The 20,074-nt window shown below is 56.7% G+C and carries 15 protein-coding genes and 1 pseudogene; 9 read left to right on the forward strand and 7 right to left on the reverse strand.

Annotation, left to right across the window (positions count from 1 at the left end):
• Positions 1-104 precede the first annotated feature (104 nt).
• The 6 genes from IB279_RS28955 to IB279_RS28980 all read left to right on the forward strand — a co-directional run bounded on the left by IB279_RS28955 (position 105) and on the right by IB279_RS28980 (position 6,677).
• Complete coding sequence (locus tag IB279_RS28955; protein ID WP_309142318.1) at positions 105-1,199, forward strand: sn-glycerol-3-phosphate ABC transporter ATP-binding protein UgpC; 1,095 nt, start codon at positions 105-107, stop codon at positions 1,197-1,199.
• A 15-nt stretch (positions 1,200-1,214) separates the two neighbouring features.
• The gene (locus IB279_RS28960; RefSeq protein WP_192340176.1) at positions 1,215-2,498 is read left to right on the forward strand and encodes an ABC transporter substrate-binding protein; all 1,284 of its coding nucleotides are present in this window, start codon (positions 1,215-1,217) and stop codon (positions 2,496-2,498) included.
• A 144-nt stretch (positions 2,499-2,642) separates the two neighbouring features.
• Positions 2,643-3,536, forward strand: coding sequence for a carbohydrate ABC transporter permease (locus tag IB279_RS28965; protein WP_192340178.1), 894 nt, complete (start codon positions 2,643-2,645; stop codon positions 3,534-3,536).
• Position 3,537: 1 nt separating this feature from the next.
• Positions 3,538-4,374 carry a carbohydrate ABC transporter permease gene (locus tag IB279_RS28970; protein WP_309142319.1) on the forward strand — a complete coding sequence of 279 codons (837 nt, stop codon included), beginning with the start codon at positions 3,538-3,540 and terminating at the stop codon, positions 4,372-4,374.
• Between the two features lie 16 nt (positions 4,375-4,390).
• Complete coding sequence (locus IB279_RS28975) at positions 4,391-5,584, forward strand: enolase C-terminal domain-like protein (RefSeq protein WP_192340180.1); 1,194 nt, start codon at positions 4,391-4,393, stop codon at positions 5,582-5,584.
• Between the two features lie 148 nt (positions 5,585-5,732).
• Positions 5,733-6,677: an NAD(P)-dependent oxidoreductase gene (locus IB279_RS28980; protein WP_192340182.1), complete on the forward strand. Its 945-nt coding sequence runs from the start codon at positions 5,733-5,735 to the stop codon at positions 6,675-6,677.
• Between the two features lie 830 nt (positions 6,678-7,507).
• On the opposite strand, the gene IB279_RS28985 is transcribed toward IB279_RS28980, so the two are convergent.
• Together IB279_RS28985 and IB279_RS38220 are read right to left on the reverse strand one after the other, a co-directional pair.
• Complete coding sequence (locus IB279_RS28985; RefSeq protein WP_192340184.1) at positions 7,508-9,268, reverse strand: penicillin-binding protein 2; 1,761 nt, start codon at positions 9,266-9,268, stop codon at positions 7,508-7,510.
• 477 nt (positions 9,269-9,745) lie between these two features.
• Positions 9,746-9,916: pseudogene (locus IB279_RS38220) on the reverse strand (aspartate dehydrogenase); the annotation flags it as partial.
• Between the two features lie 721 nt (positions 9,917-10,637).
• Between IB279_RS38220 and IB279_RS28995 the strand changes: the two are divergent.
• Positions 10,638-11,678 carry a porin gene (locus tag IB279_RS28995; RefSeq protein WP_192340186.1) on the forward strand — a complete coding sequence of 347 codons (1,041 nt, stop codon included), beginning with the start codon at positions 10,638-10,640 and terminating at the stop codon, positions 11,676-11,678.
• A 286-nt stretch (positions 11,679-11,964) separates the two neighbouring features.
• Here IB279_RS28995 and IB279_RS38015 read toward each other — a convergent pair whose 3' ends face one another.
• From IB279_RS38015 to IB279_RS29020, 5 genes are all read right to left on the reverse strand, one after another.
• Positions 11,965-12,300, reverse strand: coding sequence for an arginase family protein (locus IB279_RS38015; protein ID WP_309142320.1), 336 nt, complete (start codon positions 12,298-12,300; stop codon positions 11,965-11,967).
• Positions 12,301-12,673: 373 nt separating this feature from the next.
• Positions 12,674-14,110: an aldehyde dehydrogenase family protein gene (locus tag IB279_RS29005; RefSeq protein ID WP_192340190.1), complete on the reverse strand. Its 1,437-nt coding sequence runs from the start codon at positions 14,108-14,110 to the stop codon at positions 12,674-12,676.
• Positions 14,110-15,426, reverse strand: coding sequence for a 4-aminobutyrate--2-oxoglutarate transaminase (gene gabT, locus IB279_RS29010; protein WP_192340192.1), 1,317 nt, complete (start codon positions 15,424-15,426; stop codon positions 14,110-14,112). Before gabT ends, IB279_RS29005 begins: the two co-directional genes overlap by 1 nt.
• Before the next feature lie 78 nt (positions 15,427-15,504).
• Positions 15,505-16,077 (reverse strand): cupin domain-containing protein, encoded by a 573-nt coding sequence (locus IB279_RS29015; RefSeq protein WP_192340194.1) that lies wholly within the window; start codon positions 16,075-16,077, stop codon positions 15,505-15,507.
• A gap of 163 nt (positions 16,078-16,240) precedes the next feature.
• On the reverse strand, positions 16,241-17,176 hold the full coding sequence (locus tag IB279_RS29020; RefSeq protein WP_309142324.1) for a LysR substrate-binding domain-containing protein: 936 nt from the start codon (positions 17,174-17,176) through the stop codon (positions 16,241-16,243).
• 83 nt (positions 17,177-17,259) lie between these two features.
• On the opposite strand from IB279_RS29020, the gene glaH reads away from it, so the two are divergent.
• Complete coding sequence (glaH, locus tag IB279_RS29025; RefSeq protein ID WP_192340198.1) at positions 17,260-18,183, forward strand: glutarate dioxygenase GlaH; 924 nt, start codon at positions 17,260-17,262, stop codon at positions 18,181-18,183.
• A gap of 23 nt (positions 18,184-18,206) precedes the next feature.
• The gene (gene lhgO / locus IB279_RS29030; RefSeq protein WP_192340200.1) at positions 18,207-19,415 is read left to right on the forward strand and encodes an L-2-hydroxyglutarate oxidase; all 1,209 of its coding nucleotides are present in this window, start codon (positions 18,207-18,209) and stop codon (positions 19,413-19,415) included.
• The last annotated feature ends 659 nt before the right edge of the window (positions 19,416-20,074 follow it).

A 20,074-nucleotide genomic window follows, 5' to 3' on the forward strand; every position in this document is an offset into this window, starting at 1 on the left:
GAAACATCCGCGCCCGGCCAATCGCCGGTCGCCTCGAGCTTAAATATGCGGTTTGGCGCGCATCTCGCGTCGCTGTAACCGGAGGAGATCAAGGGAGGAAGCCTGTGGCCAACGTATCGTTACGCGGGATCGAGAAATCGTATGGTGCATTCAAGGTGGTTCGCCGCATGGATCTTGAGATCCATGACGGGGAGTTTCTCGTCCTCGTCGGTCCATCCGGCTGCGGCAAGTCCACGACGCTGCGGATGATCGCGGGCCTGGAGGACATCAATCAGGGCCAGATGCTCATCGGCGAAAAGGTGGTCAACGGCTTGCCCGCCAAGGACCGCGACATCGCCATGGTGTTCCAGAACTATGCGCTTTACCCGCATATGGACGTGTTTCAGAACATGGCCTTCGGCCTGGAACTGCGCAAGTTTCCGAAAGCCGAGATCAAGAGCCGCGTCGAAGACGCAGCCAAGATCCTCTCGTTGGGCGATCTTTTGAAGCGCAGGCCGAAGGAGTTGTCGGGCGGTCAACGCCAGCGCGTCGCCCTTGGCCGCGCCATCGTTCGCCAACCCAAGGTCTTTCTCTTCGACGAGCCCTTGTCGAACCTTGACGCCCAGCTTCGCGTGCAGATGCGCGCCGAGATCTCGCGCCTGCACGCGCAGTTGAAGACCACCATGGTCTACGTCACGCACGACCAGGTTGAGGCGATGACCATGGGCACTCGGATCGTCGTCATGAAGGGCGGCGACGTGCAGCAGGTCGGCGCTCCGCTCGAGCTCTACACAAAGCCCGCCAACCGCTTTGTCGCGGGCTTCATCGGCACGCCGCAGATGAATTTCCTCGAGGCTGCAATCGAAGGCAGCGCGGAAGCACCGGTGCTTGTCGCCGAGACATTACGCCTGCCGCTTGAGGGGAAAAGTGCTGCCGCACTTGCCGGCCTTGAGGAGAAACGTTGCACGCTCGGGATCCGCCCGAGCGACCTTCACGTGGTCGGAACACCCGGTGCGGGCTCCATCAATTTCGACGCGGGGGTCGACATGGTCGAGATCCTCGGCGCCGTCCAAATCGCGCATATCCGCGTCGGAGGGCAGACTATGCGCGCGGAACTGCCAATGCGGGTTCCGTGCAAGCCGGGAGAAACCATCCGGCTCGCCGCAGAGCCGGAGGCATTTCACATATTCAACGCCACGAGTGGCGTTGCGGTAGCCTAGAGGAGGAGAAACAGAATGAAACTATCGATGTTCAAACGGGCCGCAGTGGGCGCCGCCGCTGCGCTGGTCATGTCAGCCTCGGCTGGCGTGGCGCTCGCCCAGCAGAAAATCACAATCATGCCTGGCGCCTGGTCCGGGGCCACGATCGAGTTCCTGCGCCAGCAGATCAAGCCTTGGGAAGAGAAAAACAACACCAAGGTCGAGATCCTGAACGTACCGAACAACGGCACAGAGATCCTGGCGATCATGCAGCAGAACCTCGCTGCCGAAAATGCCGATATCGACATCAACGCCATGGATGTTGTCTGGCAGGGAATGCTGGCGCGCTACGCGGTCGACATGAAGCAGTTCTTCACTCCGGAAGAGATTGCCAAGTACACGCCGACGACCATCGCGCTCAACACGATCAATGACAGGCTGATCGCCGTTCCGTTCTACGGGGATTTGGGCCTCTTCTACTACCGCGCGGATCTGCTGAAGAAATACGGGTACAGCGAACCACCGAAGACCTGGGCCGAAGTCAAGGAAATGGCGGAAAAGGTGCAGGCCGGAGAACGTGCGGCCGGCAATGAAAACTTCTGGGGTTTCGTGTATCCGGCCTCCGTCTACGAAGGCTTTGCGACGGATATCGTCGAATGGATCTCGTCCTATGGTGGCGGCACCTGGGTCGACAGGGACGGTAACGTCACCGCCAACAACCCCAATGCCCGCGCAGCACTCGAGGAACTGACCTCATGGGTCGGCAAGATCGTACCGCCTGGCGTAACGTCATATATAGTCGACGACGCCCGCGGCGCTTTCCAGTCCGGCAACTACCTGTTCATGCGCAATTGGCCTTACGCCTACGCTTCGATGCAGGCGGACGGATCGGCGGTCAAGGGTAAGTTTGCGGTGGCGGCGATCCCTCACGGCCCTAACGGCAAGTCGGCGTCCGGTCTTGGTGGATGGCAGCTGTGGATCTCCAAATTCTCGAAGAATCCGGAGCAGGCAGCAGACCTTATCAAGTTCATCAATTCGCCCGAAAACCAGAAGGAGCGCATGCTGAAGCTGGCCCGCCTGCCGAGCGATCCGGAACTGCTGAAGGACGCAGACATTCTCAAGACGTATCCATGGGTCGAAATGGTTCAGAAATTTGATCTCGTAGCGCGCCCTTCCGGCTCAACCGGGACCAAGTACTCGCAGGTATCGAACGCAGCGCTTAAGGCAGTCAACGACATGATGACCGGACGCGCGAAGGTTGCCGAACGGCTGGAGCAGCTCGATAAGGAGCTGAACCGTATCAAGGGCCGCGGCTGGTAGGCTTCACGGTCCGTCCACCGGAACCCCAAATTCCACTGGTCTCCCGCGATGAGTTCCGCGGGATACCATCCCCTCGCCCGCATAAAAGTCCCGCGACGCGGCCGGCCGGCCCGCGGTCGCCGCCCATACCGTCAGGAGATCGATATGATCCTCTTCAAGCGCGCCGAGACATTGGCCGGAACCCATGCGCGCACTGCCGCAATGTTTCTGGCGCCGACATTTCTGGTATTGGCCGCCGTTGGCCTCTATCCGCTCGGCCGTACGATTTGGTTAAGCTTTACCGACGCAAACTTCTTCACGGACGAAGTGCGTTTCGTGTGGTTCGACAACTATCTGGACCTGCATGCCAATCCCGAATGGTGGGCAGCGCTCTACAATACCGTGTTTTTTGCAATAGCCAGCGTGGCGTTGCAGGTGGCGTTAGGCATTGCATTTGCCATGGTGCTAAACGTTCATTTTCCAGGCCGAAAACTCGCCCGCGCCGCCAACCTCATCCCGCTGGTCATTGCACTCACCGTTGCTTCGCAGCTGTGGAAATGGATGTATCACGACGTTTTCGGCGTGGTGAACGACGCCCTGCTGCGTCTCGGAGTGATCAACGATCCGGTCGCGTGGCTCAATGATCCAGACACGGCGCTCTGGGCCATCATCGTTATGTCGACATGGAAATTCGTGCCGTTCGTCGCGTTGCTCGTCCTTGCTTCCCTTCAGGGCATTCCAAAGGAACTTTACGAGGCCGCAGAGATCGACGGTGCTGGACCCGTTGCACGCTTCCTGCGCGTGACGCTGCCGATGCTGAAAGGCGCCATCGCCGTGGTTGTCGTTTTCCGCATGCTGGATGCCCTGCGGGTCTTTGACATCATCTATGTCATGACGGGGAACTCACCTGCCACCGTCACCATTTCCATGTTCGCGCGTCAGCAGATGATCGAATTCGGGCTCGTCGGCGCAGGCTCGGCCGCCTCAGTCGAGATCTTCATGCTGATCATCGTCGGCACGATGATCTACATGCGCATGCTCAAGATCGAGGATCGTTAAGGTGGTCAAACAAATTCTCTCAAGAGTAACGTTCTACTTCGTGTTGGCGATCGGCCTCGTCTATATCCTGTTTCCGTTCTACTGGATGATCGTGAACTCGCTAAAGCCCGCGGCGGAGCTCTTCGCCACCCCGCTTACCTATTGGCCGCGGACACTCACGCTCGACAACTATCGTGCGGTCCTCGCCGACGGCTCGTTCGTCCGCTCCATCGTCAACTCGATGGTGGTCGCAGGAGGGGCGACGATACTCTCGCTCGTACTATCATCCATGGCCGCCTATGCGCTGGCGCGCTATCGTTTCTCCGGTAAGCAGGCCACGCTCTACACCATTCTTGGCATGAGCACATTCCCGCAGATCGCGGTCCTCGGCGGGCTCTTCACGCTCGCGCGCGCGCTGGGTATCTACAACACCTACTGGGCGCTTATACTCTCCTACATGATCTTCACCCTACCGTTCTGCGTTTGGGTGCTGACGAGCTTCATCAAGGAAATCCCCGACACGCTCGACGAGGCGGCGACCATCGATGGCGCATCGCCATGGCAACTGTTGTGGAAAGTCATCATCCCGCTCGCCGGCCCTGGCCTCGTGGCCACCGGCTTGCTCTCGTTCATCAATGCCTGGAACGAGTTCCTGTTCGCGCTCACCCTGACGGCGGACAATCAGGCACGCACCGTGCCGGTGGCGATCGCTCTCTTCAGTGGTCAGAGCGAACATGAGCTTCCTTGGGGAAAGATTACGGCCGCCTCCACGGTCGTCACCGTGCCTGTGGTGCTGCTGGCACTCCTCTTCCAGAAACGGATCGTCGAGGGCCTGACGTCTGGCGCGGTCAAGGGTTAATCAAGGAAAGACTTCAATGCGAATTACCGATCTGCGCTGCGTCGTATACGAAGGCGAGTCCTACTATGACGGTCCTTATTATGGAGACCGCCAGGTCCGACCGACCGACATCTACGAGACGTTCCGTTCCAGCGAATGGGGCAAAGAGGACAACCTGCCTATAGAGCTCGAAACGGGCAAACTCGCTATCACCGGCCGATTCCTGTATGTCGACACCGACGAAGGCATCTCCGGTCTGTTTGGCCCGATCGGCTTGGCACCTGCACTCCTCGCATTGCAGATGAAGAGCCTCATCATCGGCCTTGATCCGCTCGCTACAAACATGGTCTGGGATGTGCTCTACCGCGCTGCTATCCACGGTCGCAAGGGCACGCCTATGCTGGCGATCTCAGCCATCGATTGCGCGCTGTGGGACCTGAAGGGAAAGGTGGTGGGGCAACCGCTCTATCGCCTGCTTGGTGGCCCGACGCGCCGCGAGATGGCGGCCTATGTCTCGGCTCTCGCCTACCCGGTCGATCCGCAAAGTGTGACGGCACAGGCGCGAAGCTTTGTGGATCAGGGCTATTGTGGCCAGAAATGGTTCTTCCGCCATGGGCCCGGCGAAGGCAAGGTAGGCTTTGCCAAGAACCTTGCCCTGGTCGAAGCCGCCCGCGCTGGCGCTGGTGAGGACTGCGCGCTGATGTTCGACGCCTGGAACAGCTGGGACGTCCCCTATACGCTCGATTTCGCGGCCGCCGCAGCGCGTTGGAACCCCGCCTGGATCGAAGAGCCGGTCCTTCCCGACATGATCGACCAGATGGCCGAAATCACCCGCCGATCGCCCGTGCGTATCGCGGGCGGAGAGCATGAATACACCCGCTGGGGCTTCCTCGATCTCCTTCAGCGCCAGGCACTGAACATTGTGCAAGCCGATCCGATGTGGTGCGGCGGCATTACCGAGATGATCTCGATCTGCGCGCTGGCATCGGCCTATGGAAAGACTGTGATTCCGCACGGCGAAAGCATCGCGGTTTGCGCCCATATTGTGGCCTCGCAGCCGCCGGATCTCTGCCCGCTCGTCGAGAATCTCGAAAAATTCAACGTCGGCTGGCAGCACTTTCTCATAGATCCGGTGAAGCCGGTTTCCGGCAAGATCAAGCTCGATGATCGGCATGGTCTCGGTCTTGTCATCGACGAGAGCAAGGTACGGCGTCAAACCCTCCTTGGCTGACACCGGCCGAGCCGCAAACATCGCACGACGCGAACGTCGTTTCCCGCCGTGCGCTCATCATTCTATCGGCATTTTAAAGATCGCAGTTTGCCCGGCGAACGGAGTCTGCTGCGATCGCGGCGTCGACTTAGCAGAAAGGAGGCAATCGATGCGACAGAACCCGGTTATCATCAATCAGGTCAGCGCAAAATTCGGTTCCGCCGTAGCGCGCCATTGTTCGGCGCCGGTGGTCCTGGACCATATTCAGCCCGACCGCCCTTGGGATCTGCCGGAAGGGGCCGAAATCCTGGTGACCAATGCTTCGGCATGGCGCAACTGTCCGCCGGACTTCAGTTTGCCGCCCAAGCTCAAATGGGTACAGACGGAAGCGACAGGGGTCGAAATCTATCCCGAAGTATTGAAGAGCGGCTGCATCATGACTTGCGGACGCGGGCTTAATGCAGCGCCGATCGCCGAGTTCGTTTTCGCAGCCCTTCTCCGTCGAGAGAAGAAGCTGGAGGAGATCCGAGCTTACGGACCCGCGGACTGGAATCGCCCCGAGATCGGCGGCCTTTACGGACGTACGCTGGGTATCATCGGCTTCGGCGCGCTCGGCGAGGCAATCGCCCGACGCGCGAGCGCTTTTTGCATGAACATCGTGGCCTACCGCCGAGGCAGCTGGAACGAGGTGCCTGAACGTGTCACACCATGCTTCAGCCCCGAAGCCGTGATCACTCGGGCCGACTATCTGGTTATTGCCGCGCCCTTCACATCGGAAACGGCAGGCATGTTCAATGCCGTGCTCCTGTCGCAGGCCAAACCCGGCCTGCATCTCATCAATATCTCGCGCGGCGGTCTGGTCGATCAGCAGGCCCTTCTCGACGGGCTCGATAGCGGCAGAATCGGTTACGCTACCTTGGATGTGACGTCGCCTGAACCGCTACCCGATGGACACTCGCTTTACTCGCACCCCAACGTCTTCATTAGCCCTCATATCTCATGGCTAGGCAGCAAGAAGGGCAACTATTTCCTTGATCGTTTCCTCAGCAATTTGGATGCGTATTTGTGCAACCAGCCGCTTCGGCATCTTGTCCATCCCGAACATGGTTATTGAGGTGGAAGGATTCGACCAGCAAAGAAACCTCGACAGCAATTGTGGACCGCGCGCCGATCGTCGCTTCTCCTCCAGCGTCACCTTCACGACGGCGATCAACCTGCTGGCTGCTGCAAAATGAAAATCGCCTCGCCCGAGCTTTGAACAACAGCCAAGAACCTCACGCCGCCTTTAAAGTGCTTCGCTCAGTTTCGGTGTCGCGAACCCGGACGTCGTTTTGGCATCGGTGCCTTCAGACGGGAAAGCCCTACGACCATCGGGCTGGGATAGGATGGGAGTTTTGCGCCCCAAGCGTGCCTCTCGTCCCGCCTACGGAGCAAACTCCAAAGAAAACCAGAGTGGCCGTCTCTGCCTCAAAGAACGAACTGGTTTAGACCGTTTCCACCACATTCGAGAAGCTGGTGACCGTTCTCGCTCAGGGACCTCAAGCGCGCGACAGCGAGACCTCGATCAAAGGTCATGCCGCCGGAACAGGGCATGGTTTCGCTCATCGTCTGTGAGCGCAGGGCGATCTGCTTTGCTTTGATTGTCAAAGTTGATATGCCGCCATTATCCATGAGCCCAGTAATGGTTACCCAGATCGGCGCTTACGGTCGGAAGACGATCCTCCGGACGGAATGGTCGGTCACCCAAAGACCTTGTTGGCTACGACCGGGACAAGTTCGTTCTGGTGGCCCGGACCCTCAACGAGAATCCCACCGAGGAGAGACGCTTCGGAAATAGCGATATTGAAAGCGGTGATGTTGTAGTGCTAGGGGCTTGGGACGCTCACGAAGCGTGCGCTTGCCTGAGTTCCTCGGCACGCGATTGCGCCCACTACCATTGAGCACTCAATAATTCGCCAGCAACTGCGGCTCGAGATCATTGCCGAAGTAGGGCTCGATGCCTAGCATAGGCGCGGTACGACCGATGATCGCCTTGATCATCGGTGCTGCCGTGGATGCCGCGGTTCGTCCGCCATGCTCGCCTGTTCGAGGAGCATCGATAATCGAAAGAACGATATATTTGGGCTTATCCATCGGAAACGCTGCGACAAACGCATTGAAGTTTATGTCTTTAGCGTAGCGCCCGTTAATGACTTTATCGGCCGTTCCGGTTTTTCCCCCGACATGGAAACCTTCGACTTGGGCGTTACGGCCGGAGCCCTTCACTCCGTTCCAGTTATAGAGGAACCGCATGTCCGAGCTGGTTGTCTCCTTGATAACTCTGCGGGAAACCGATTTCGCCTCCTCTTGGGAGCGTGGCAGGAAAGTTGGAGGAATAAGGTATCCTCCGTTCATGAGAGCGGCGGCAGCCACTGCTGTCTGCAATGGGGTGGTTGCAACACCATGCCCGAAAGATATCGTAACCGAGTTGATCTTCTTCCAGATGCGAGGCTGTGTGGGCGTAGCCACACCAGGCAATTCCGTTTCCAATTTGGACAAGAGCCCGAGATTGGTCAAAAAGGCTTGATGCCCCTGAATGCCAACCATGTCTGCAACCGCAGCAGTCCCAATGTTGGACGAGTATTGGAATACCTCTGGAATGGAGAGAGGACGGCGTTTTCCGCGAAAATCCTTGATTGTAAAGCCGCCCATTCGGATGGGGCGAGAAGCGTCCACGACTGAATTGAGATTGATCTTTCCCGTGTCCAAGCCCATGGCCAGCGTAAAGCTTTTGAAGGTCGAGCCCATTTCGAACGTCGCATTGCTCATTCGGTTGAACCAGCCTTTTTCATATTCCTTGTCGATGCCGCCGTCTGGCAATGTCCGCGATGGCTGGTTGGGATCGTAGTCGGGGACCGACGCCATGGCGAGGATCTCGCCGGTCTCGACATCCAGAACCACGGCCCCCGCCGCTTCCGCCTGATAAGCAGTCATGGCACGTTCGACGACATCGCGTACGATGTTTTGAACCCGGAGATCTATCGAAAGCTTCACTGGCTCAAGCGGCGCATCACCCGTCATTCCCGCCGCACGCAGATCCGCAAGACCCTGCTGGTCTATGTAGCGTTCCATGCCCTGTAGGCCCTGGTTGTCCACATTAACGTGGCCTATAATATGCGAAGCCGTCGGCCCCCCGGGATAGAAGCGCCGCTTCTCCGGCCGAAAGCCGATGCCTGGAATGCCAAGGGCAAGGATATCGGCCTGCTGTTTTGGGCTGAGCTGTCGTCTCAGCCATTGGAACGCCGAATTGGATCGAAGCTTCCTGTGCGTGTCTTGCCAGTCAAAATTGGGAAGGACTGTTGCGAGCTTCTCCACAACTTCATCGGCATCAACGATCTTTCGAGGCTCTGCATAGAGCGATACCATATTGAGATCGGTTGCCAGGAGTTCTCCGTTGCGGTCGATAATGTCGGGACGAGACGCAGCGGTGTGGGCGCCATTACCAATAGATGCTGTTTCGGCAGGCTGAGCTAGGCCGTACTGGGCGAGACGTGCGCCAACCACCAAAAAGACCGTTGCAAACCCTACAATAAGAAGGGCAACTCGTTGTCTCGCCTGGCTTCTGCGGCGCGCGGCAGTACCAATGATGGTAACGGTCTTTCCACCTCTCTTGACAGAAAAATGCGCACGACTCCTGAGCCGGACCGCAAGAGAAGTCATTGTCATACCGAACAAATCCACGCGTGTGTAATAAGAGAAACCAATGGTTCGTCAGCCGCTTAAAGTGAGCCCAGTCCCGACAGACTGAGAAACCAATGAGGGTATGGCGTACCAGAGAATGCAGCTAAAGTTGCACTCAACCCATTAACAATAGATTAACGGACACACAGTCTGGGCAGCGGCCCCCTGACCATTTTTTGTCAGCCGACCCCTTGGCGGACAAAGGAAAGCCCGTCGAGACCTCTCCGTCGGCGCTTGTTCGATATGACCATTGCTCCGCTCAATGTCAGGGATTTCGTGCAGGTCGACAGGTGCGTGCGCACTCCGTCACTCCAGCCAAGAGTTGGCCGCCCCCTGGCTGATCTCGGGAAAGAATGGAGCGAGCGTGAAGGGTCTATTGTCAAGACTTTCGCCAGCGGCCCTTTCGTTGTCGGTTCTCATCTTCGCGCGTAGCGAGTCGGCCGGGATGCACTTCGGGGGCAGCTATGACGGTCTCACTACCAGCGCGATGGATGCCACGCGCTCGAACCTCACAAGACTCAGGGCGATCATTTCGGAAGAGTTAGGGTTGGTCGTCAGCGCCTCGTTCTCAAGGTTGAGTTCGGGTTTGCAGAATGCGCCCGAAGCACGGGTTTCGTGGATGTTGTGGTAGACCGCTGGGTCAGTACTAGCGCGACCTGTCTAGAGTCGAACCGATGCTCGAAAGTGCGGTGATAACCGTGGCATTGGCGTTTTGCGTGGTGAAGCAATTGCTCTGCTTCGCCGCTGATTGGTCGACGCGCTAGGCTTCAGTCCTTCCAAGAAGATCGCTGCTTTCGGAGCGAGAACCTGACAGCCGACGATCAAAGACCTCGGGGGCGTGTGCCGTGCCGCAACGATCTTGCTTGCGCCAGAGAATCAGCAGAGCGGGAAAACTATGTCGCTTCCGGTATAGCGAGCGCACATCGTTATAGGCGAAAAGATGCGTCGCCAGCCTGTGCTTGCTGGCGACGCGGCACTGGAGGCCCACTTCTCTTGGGCAAAAAGAATGTAGCGTATATATGGCGCAAGATCAACCATTTCAAAATACAACTACACACATTTTCAGATATACGCAAGTTCAAATAGTTGCATTAATGGAGAAAGAAAACTACAAATAGGTTTATACATATAACGACAATAGTTTCGTCACATAATTGCCGCGAGCTTTGCGCGTTTTTGATCTTGAGCATATTTAAGATAAACAATTTATATTCATATGAAATGTAGATGATACCTTACATCGGCTGCCCATCGCATCGATGGTCTATTTCGCCGCAGCGCGAACGAGGCGCCGTTAGATCTAGGATCCCCTTGAGCGGCCCTTGATCACCTCCAGAAGGGAGACATCATTACGATGAATACTAAGAGTTTTCTTCTCGGCTCCGCTGCTGCGTTCGCAGCAGTCTCCAGCACCCAAGCAGCCGACGCCATCGTCGCAGCCGAGCCGGAGCCCATGGAATACGTTCGCGTTTGCGACGCTTTCGGCACGGGCTACTTCTACATCCCAGGCACCGAAACCTGCCTCAAGATCGGCGGCTATCTTCGCTTCCAGACCTCCTTCGGCCCTGACGAAGTCAACGGCCGCCAAGGTTGGGGCAACGCCGGCACGTCCGACTGGGATGCCTTCTCGCGTGCCTACCTCTCGTTCTCCGCCAAGAGCGACACCGAGTACGGCACGCTCAACGGCTTCTTCGCCGCTGAATTCAACGCCGACAACGACACCGACTTCGGCGACAGTATGATCAACGTCGACGAAGCCTACATCCAGCTCGGCGGTTTGAAGGCCGGCTTCTTCTACGGCTGGTGGGATAAGGGCCTGAACGGCGAAACCGACTCGATCGGTAATGTCACCGAGTTCAACTCGATTTCCTACCTCTATGACGGCGGTTCGTTTCAGGCTGGCGTCGCCGTTGACGAGCTCGAGGGATGGTCCACCAAGGCGAACGGGATTGGCGTAGAAGCTATCGTTTCGGCCACCGTCGGCGGCGTTTCCTTCGATCTCCTCGGCGGCTACGACACCGAAGTCGAAGAGGGCGCAATTCGCGCACTGCTCTCTGCAGATCTCGGCCCGGGCCAGCTCCAGTTCGCCGGCGTTTGGGCTTCGGACCCGAACACCTACTGGAAGGCGTCGGAATGGACCGTTGCTGCGTCCTACGCGTTCAAGGCCACCGACAAGCTGAAGATCACCCCCGGCGTACAATATTGGGATAGCCTCAAGAACGGCGTCGAGTTCGACAACGCCCTCGACAAGTGGCGCGCTGGCGTGAGCCTCGACTACGCAATCACCGAAGGCTTGGCCACCCGTATCTCGGTTCAGTACAATCAGGAAGACCTGACGGCCACCACGGACCGCGACTACGTTTCGGGCTTCGTTCGCCTTCAACGCAACTTCTGATTAAGTCTTGGCTCTCGGAAACCCCGCAACAAACGAGGTGGGGTTTCCGAATAACCTTCTCCTCCTGTGCGAGTGCTTGATGCCAGCCTCACCCTGCCAAAGCGCCGGCAGCCAACCCGGCCCAGCCGGTCGGAACGGGGCTGGGCGTCCGCGCTAGTGGATATGCTGAGTATCGCATCCTCTCCCGGCACAATACCTCCTATCGCAGCAGACATGTCAGGTCCCACCTGGCGCTGACACGATCCGGGCGTGTGCCCCCCGCCTTCTCGGGGCCTGCAATGGCGCTTCACTTTCCACACCAAGACGGACATTGATTCGAACATGATCGCTCCGTAGCCATCAAAATCATGCCGACACGATCGACTAGTGGGGCAACCTCAAACACGTCTGCACCCACGAGGCGCAGATCATCAAGTAGCCGAACAAGCTGTTGGGTTTGTCGTGTCGTGAATCCACCGATTTCAGGCGTGCCCGTACCTAGCGCCGTCAACGTGTCGTTGATGTCGAAATGCGCATCGAAGTGGATCAATCCAACCGGCCCCTTCTTTGCGACGGCGCGCAACACGGCAAGGGCGTCAGCTGTCACCGCCGACGCAAAGCGGCAGCACGGATGCCTCGGCACCCCCCGCGGATGGTCGCTTTCGCACTGGCGTCATGACGATCAGGTACATACTTCCGTAAAATGAAAAAGCGGCTCCGCTTCCGAGGAGCCGCCAAGTTAGTTTGTACCCAGTACCTGATGCTACAACGATTCCAACCAATAGGAAATGCCCGACCGAACTGACAACTATTTTGGCCGTTGGAATTGCCGTAAAATCGCATGGCGTTTGGCCGCAAGCGCGAGCTGGCCTTACCAGCGGCTTGAAAGTCTTGTGCGAAATGGGAAAGCGGGTTGGCGCGTTACGAGACGGTGCAAACAGAGACGTCTCTTTTCAGGTCAGCGTCGGACAGCGCAGCAAGTGGGCAGCCAACCATGGTGCGTCGGCTGGAGGTTTTTAACTACTGGTATAGCTCGTCTTGACCGTCGTGAAGAATTCTGCGGCATAGGTGCCTTGTTCGCGCGACCCTTGGGAGGATGACTTTCGTCCACCGAAAGGCACATGGAAGTCGACGCCGGCAGTTGGTAAATTGACCATAACCATTCCCGCTTCGGCATTGCGTTTAAAATGGGTAGCGTATTTCAAACTAGCTGTGGCGATACCCGCCGAGAGGCCGAACGGTGTATCGTTTGCGACAGCAAGCGCCTCTTCGTAGTTCTTCACACGGATCACTGTCGCGACTGGTCCGAAGATTTCCTCCCGGCTAATACGCATTTCGTTCGTGGCTTCGGTGAACAATGCCGGCTCCAGATAGAACCCCGGGGTCTCGCGCTGCAGTTTGTTGCCACCAAACGCAAGCTTAGCACCCTCCAGCTTGCCCAGCTCAATGTACTCGACGTCTTGCCGCAACTGGCTCTCGTCGACGACAGGGCCAATATTTGTACCGGGCTTCAATGCGTCATCTATCACGAGGCCGTTCAAACGCTCAACTACCGCGGTCACGAACCGGTCGTGGATACCTTCGGCTACGATAATGCGCGAGGATGCGGTGCACCGCTGGCCAGTTGAGAAAAAGGCAGAACTGACAGCAGCCTCGACCGCGGTTGTCAGATCGGCGTCATCCAGCACAACGAACGGGTTCTTCCCGCCCATTTCCAACTGGTACTTGCGCTTGTGCTCCACACAAGATGCCGCAACACGTTGCCCAATGCCCGTCGAGCCCGTAAACGTGATAGCGTTCACATCCGGACTGTCGAGCATCGCTTGACCAACATCCGATCCTTTGCCCATGACCAGGTTTAGCACGCCCTTTGGCAAACCGGCGCGCTGCAGGATTTCGGCAATGGCGTGAGCACACCCGGGAACCAATTCCGCAGGCTTGAATACAACCGTGTTTCCATAGGCCAGCGCTGGGGCGATCTTCCATGCGGGAATGGCCATGGGAAAGTTCCAAGGGGTGATGATACCGACAACCCCTACCGGTTCCCGGGTTATCTCGATGCCGATGTTCGATCGTACAGACGGCACTATTTCACCGGGAAGCCTTAGGCACTCGCCAGCAAAAAAATCGAAGATCTGGCTCGCCCGTACTGTTTCGCCGATACCTTCGGCCAAAGTCTTACCTTCTTCACGGGACAAAAGCCTTCCAAGCTCATCTTTCCTCGCGAGTATTTCATCCGCCGTCTTCCTCAGGAGAGTATGCCGCTCCAGAATACCGGAGCGAGACCAGCCGGGATACGCTGCCCTTGCTGCATGAATTGCGTCTCTCGCCTCCTTTTGAGAGGCCCTTGCGTAAATGCCCACGACGTCGTTGGTGTTGGAAGGATTGAGGTTTGGAGCACCATCACTACCTAACCACTCGCCGGCAATCAGATTTCGATGCAGCCCCGTCATCACCGACCTTCTTCACTTTCGAGGACGGGGACCTTCGAAAAGGCGGCATCGATTGATGCTTCAAGGAGATCAAGAGCCTCATCAAGAGTTTCCTCGGAAATTGTCAGGGGCGGCAACAGGCGCACGACATTGTATCTCGTTCCGCACGAGAGAATGATCAGGCCTCGTTGCTCCGCTTCAGCGACAATTTGGGCCGCCAATTGAGGCGCTGCGATCTTGCCATCGGCGTCATCGATCAACTCGAACGCAATCATTGCACCATTCGTGCGCACATCACCAATCCGCGCCATTCCTTGACGGCTGGCAATGGATTCCAAGCGGCCGCCAATCATCTGTCCGATCCAAGCGGCGCGTTCACATAGCTTTTCGTCTGCGATGATATCCAGAACAGCGTTTGCGGCAGCTATGGAAATCGGATTGCCGGCATAGGTTCCTCCGAGCCCCCCTGCGGGCGCAGCATTCATGATCTTTGCTTTTCCCACAACCGCAGACAGGGGAAACCCGCCGGCGAGACCCTTGGCAAGCGTGACGAGGTCGGGCTTCACTCCAGAATGCTCGATGGAAAGCATTTTTCCGGTCCGTGCCATTCCGGCCTGGATTTCGTCAGCGATCAGCACCATCCCGTGTTTATCGGCACGGGCGCGAAGTTCTTGCAGTAGCTCAAGTGGAGCAGCATTAAATCCGCCTTCTCCTTGAACGGGTTCGATGATGAGGGCCGCAACTCGATCAGGATCTACATCTGATGCCAGCAAACCATCGAACGCCGACAGGGTCTCTTTTACCCCGACGCCGGAAAACGCCGCTGGGAACGGAACATGATAGATTTCCGCCGGAAACGGTCCAAAGCCCTTCTTATAGGGGGCGACCTTTCCCGTGAGGGCCATGCCCAGCATCGTGCGTCCGTGGAAAGCTCCAGAAAATGCGATGACCGCCGAGCGCTTGGTATAGGCCCTGGCGATTTTTATCGCGTTTTCCACTGCCTCAGCACCAGTGGTCACGAGCATGGTTCGGTTTTCTTCGCCGGTGTCTACCAGACCATTGAGGCGTTCCGCGAGCCTGATGTAACTCTCGTACGGCGCTACATGGAAGCACGTATGAGTAAACTGTTGAAACTGTTGGGCTACCGCCTCCATCACACGGGGATGCCGATGGCCTGTATTGTTGACGGCGATACCCGCTGCGAAATCAATAAACCTACGCCCGTCAACGTCCCAGACTTCGGAATTTTCAGCGCTCTTTACAAAAATTGACTTCGTTGCCACCCCGGAAGTGACTGCCTTTTCTTGGCGGGTGCGCAGTAGCTGACGCTGGTCCATAGTTGTCCCCATTGGTGTTTGGATGAGGACAATTAGCATTGCTCATTATTTTAAGCAATATGCCTATAATAATGAGCGTCACAAATATGGCGGAGAGCACGCTGAAATGACAATGGCTACGGCGGACGTACGATTGCGGAAGCGATGAGGCGTCCGACTGTCAAACAGATAGGATTCCCCAGCGCGTAGAACCCGAACCTGATCTCCTACTGTTACCTCGACCTCCCCTTGAATCACGATTCCGCCCTCACTTGATGGGTGCTGCAGGAACGCCTCGCCGGTATCTGCGCCAGGTCCGTAGACTTCGTGGAGGATTTGGAGATTGTGTGATTTTGCATCTCCGACCTGGCGAAGTGACAGGGAGCCATTTCTGCCGATGCGAGACGTGAGATCTACTAGGTCTTCGGGACCAAAGAATGGTCCAATTGAGGTACCTGCCTGATCCTCTTCGAAAAAGTCGGACATGCTGACGCCTAGCCCACCCAGAATCTTTCGCAATGTTGAGATCGAAGGACTGGACTTGTTCTGTTCGATTATCGAAATCTGAGCGTGCGGCACTTGCGCACGATCTGCAAGCAGGCGCTGCGACAAGTTGGCAGCGGTCCTTAGCGCCTTGAGACGTCTGCCAACGTCAAATTCGTCTTCGGCCATAAGCCAATATCTCCACCAGCGAACAATGCTCAATATTATGAGCACTAGTCTTAACCATTCTAGCTAGCTTCACCCGACAGACCGCGCAACCGAAATTCGCACGGAAAGAGTTGCACGCATGACAGGCGGGATTCTGAATAGAGATCCTCCCTGGCCCGCAGCTCTATTCGACAGTAAATTTCGTTTCGCGCGCGGCCTGGACAAATGCCTTGGCGGAAGGTTCCGGACGCTCGTTTCTATAGGCAATGGCAAGTCCGACAGTCCTGTCGTAGCTCTTGATCCCGCAATAGGCGACGTTCGCCATTCCAACGCACCGCAACGACGCAGGTACCAGCGCGATCCCGCTCCCGCTCGCAACGAGGCTCAAGGCGGTCAGGAAATCACGCACGCCCAAGGTCTTCTGTGGCTGAAGCGTCGTCCCTGCTACGAAGTCAGCGACATATTCCATGAAACCGTTTCGCTCATCGAAAGCTGGTACTATAAAAGTCTCGGAGTTCGGCAACCTGATCTCATCCTGAGACGCCAGCGGATGGTCTTTTGGAACGGCAAGAAGCAACCTTTCCTGGAATATCACCTCAGCGGTAATTCCCTCGGGATAGTGGTGGCGCGGCCGAATGAAGGCGATATCTATACGGCCTTCCCTCAACGCTTCAATTTGCTTTGGTGTTTCCATCTCCGCCAAGCGGAACGATGCTTCCGGCGCGCGCTTTTTGAACGTCGAAATAATCGAAGGCATAACACCTGAAAACGAGGCAGAAGCGACATAGCCGATCTCAATGTGACCAAGTTCGCCTCGTCCCGCGCGCCGGCCAACAGTTTCTGCTCGCTCGACCTGTTCAATCACCCGACGCGCTTCAACCGCAAACAGCCTCCCCGCATCGGTTAGCTCGACGAGGGCACGTTTCTTTCGCTCAAGCAATCGCACACCGAGCTGCTCTTCAAGTTGCTTGATCTGAGTGCTTAAGGCCGACTGCGCGATATGAAGCCGGTCGGACGCGCGTGTGAAATGAAGGTCGTCGGCCACTGCGAGAAAGTATCTCAACTGTCTTATATCAAGCATACGCCCCCACTTTGATCTGGATTGGTGATTAAAACACATTGAATTAGAATTGGAAGCGATAACCACAAAAGGTGATCTTGTTTATGACCGGTGGTTTTCCCGGCTACTAGAGGAGATCAATTATGGCTACCGCTGCAAAGCAGAACATCCATGAAGCAACTTTTTCAATTGAGAAGCACCCGGTGCATGAACGCCTGCGCCATATCAAGCTCGACCCATCGCTTGTGCGATCTTTCCTCGATACCGTCCAGGGCGTAAACGTCCAGAACCTCGAATACGTCCCGTTTATGCGCTTCAGTCTCGCCAAAACGCTCGATGAAGGCTTCGGCGGACAGCTTGGCACGACCCTTCGAGCTATCGTCAACGATCGCAAGTCCGGTGGATTTACCTTGGGCGTCGAAGGCGCGACCGTTAGCGACGCCGAATATGTAAAGTTCGGCACTGCGATCGGTCACCTTCTTGGGCCGGGCAACCACGATGCGATGTCAGGAACCTATTATGCGAGGTTCTTGGTGAAGGATACCGACAGTAGCGATTCCTATCTCAGGCAGGCTTATCGGCTGTTTACTTTGCACACCGATGGTACCTTCGTTGACGAAGCAACTGATTGGCTGCTCATGATGAAATTTGCGGAAGAAAATGCGGTCGGTGGTGAATCGCGCCTACTACATATCGACGACTGGTCCGAGCGGGATACCTTCCTCAATCACGAGCTAGGCCGCCATGCCCTTACTTATAAGGCTCCTGGTTCGAAGAACGTCCAGGCTGCGGTCGAACGTCCGACCTTCTTTGAAAATGACTACGGCCTTTGCATTTCTTTCATCGATCAGTTTGCGCAGCCGCAAACGATTGAGCAAGCCATCTATCTCAGGGAGCTGTCGGCTTCGATGGAAAGCTCGCCATCAACAAAGGAAATCCCCTTGCCTGTGGGCGACCTAGTCGTGCTGAACAACTACTTTTGGCTGCACGGACGAGCCGCATTTCAGAAGCATCCTGAACTTCATCGAGAGCTTATGCGTCAGCGCGGTATGCTCACGACCAAATAACTCCCTTGCGTGAGATCCCCGGCATGGAAAAGAAAATCATTGTTGTGGGCGGAGGCATTGTAGGCCTCTCGACTGCGATGCAAATCCTAGACCGTTTTCCAGAGGCACGTGTCACTGTCCTGGAAAAGGAAGAAACCGTTGCCGGTCACCAAACCGGTCACAACAGCGGTGTTATCCATGCCGGTGTCTACTATGCTCCGGGTAGCCTCAAAGCGAAATTTTGCCGCGAGGGCGCGCAATCGACCTATGACTTTTGTCGGCTGCATAACTTGCCCACTGATCAGTGTGGCAAGCTCATCGTAGCCACGGATGGCATCGGTCTCCAAAGACTTGATGCGCTCTTCGATCGCTGCATCAAAAATAGTTTATCTCCGCTGCGCCTGGATGAGGAGGCGCTCAGGCAAAGGGAGCCGAATATCGTCGGGAAAGGAGCAATATATGTAGCGTCTAGCGGTATCGCTGACTATCCGGCGATGGCCAAGAAAATGGCAAGCATTATCGCGTCCAAGGGCGGAATAGTCACGACTTGCGCTGCCGTGACAGATGTACGCGAGGAGATCGGCACGGTCTCCATTGAAACTGCCAAAGGCGACTTCCATGCAGATTACGCAATATTTTGCGCTGGTCTTCACGCGGATCGTTTAGCGCGCAAGTGCGGTATCGAGTTGGATTTTCGCATCGTGCCGTTCAGGGGTGAATACTACCGTCTTCCGGCCAAGCACAACGATATCGTCAAGCATCTTATATATCCGGTTCCAGATCCAGCATTGCCCTTTCTGGGCGTCCACCTCACGAGAATGATCGGCGGGTATGTCACCGTAGGCCCAAATGCAGTGTTGGCATTAGCCAGAGAAGGTTACGATTGGTCGAAGATAAGCGCGATGGATCTTGCCGAGATGGCAATGTTCGAGGGGTTCTGGCGGGTCATCGGTAGCAATTGGCGATCGGCAATCCGCGAGTTCGGCAATTCGATCTTCCGGCGCCGCTATCTGGCGGAATGTCAAAGATACTGTCCAAATCTCCACATCGACGACCTGCGGCCTTATCCGGCCGGAGTGCGGGCACAAGCCGTTCTCAAGGACGGTACCCTTGTTCACGATTTCCTAATCCGCAAGACAGGCCGCACATTGCATGTCTGCAATGCGCCCTCGCCGGCCGCGACCGCTGCCTTGCCGATCGGCCGATACCTCGTTGACCAGTTTGCAGAGCAAAGCCAGCTTTCACAGGCGTAGCTTGAATGCAAATCATTCACATGGGAGGAAAACGTGAGCAAAGAGCCACTGCTGGCGCAGGCGCAGGATCATCACCGCGTGAGCCTCAAGGGCTTGCCGTGGACCGCACCTTTCCCTCTCGACCCACGATATTTGCAAACTTGGATTGGGTGACTTTCTCCGCGAGCGACCAACCCTTGCCAGCGGACATGGAGCACCGCCAGGTTGATAACCTGTTCAGAAATGCTGCGAGCCTGTAGACTTCTGCCCAGACTTATCGCGTGAAGAAGACCGACCGAGGCATACACGGGCATCGAAGCCGCAGATGCAGTGCGAAGGAGATCCTTCTTCTCTGTCCAGCAATTCTCGGTGTCGTAGTGTTCTCGGTCGTCACTGATATGATTTTGCCCACACGACACGGGCGACGGGCCGCAGGATCGATTATGCCATGCCGCTGCGCATGGATCCCGTTAGAAGGCTGCCGTCCTCAACGCTTAGTGGGCTGTTGTGTGACGACAGGGCGTTCTCAGTATTGAAGGTGACATGGTCGTCAGCCTCAGCACGTTTCCTGCAAATCGGTTGCCTGCGGAAGAGCCATTCGGCGGCAGGCTGCACATATCGTTCGGCGACCACATACCGGTGTTATACCGTTCTGCTCGGCAAATACTCGCTCTCGCTTA

Source organism: Ensifer sp. ENS06 (genome assembly GCF_014852205.1).
Lineage (GTDB): Bacteria > Pseudomonadota > Alphaproteobacteria > Rhizobiales > Rhizobiaceae > Ensifer > Ensifer adhaerens.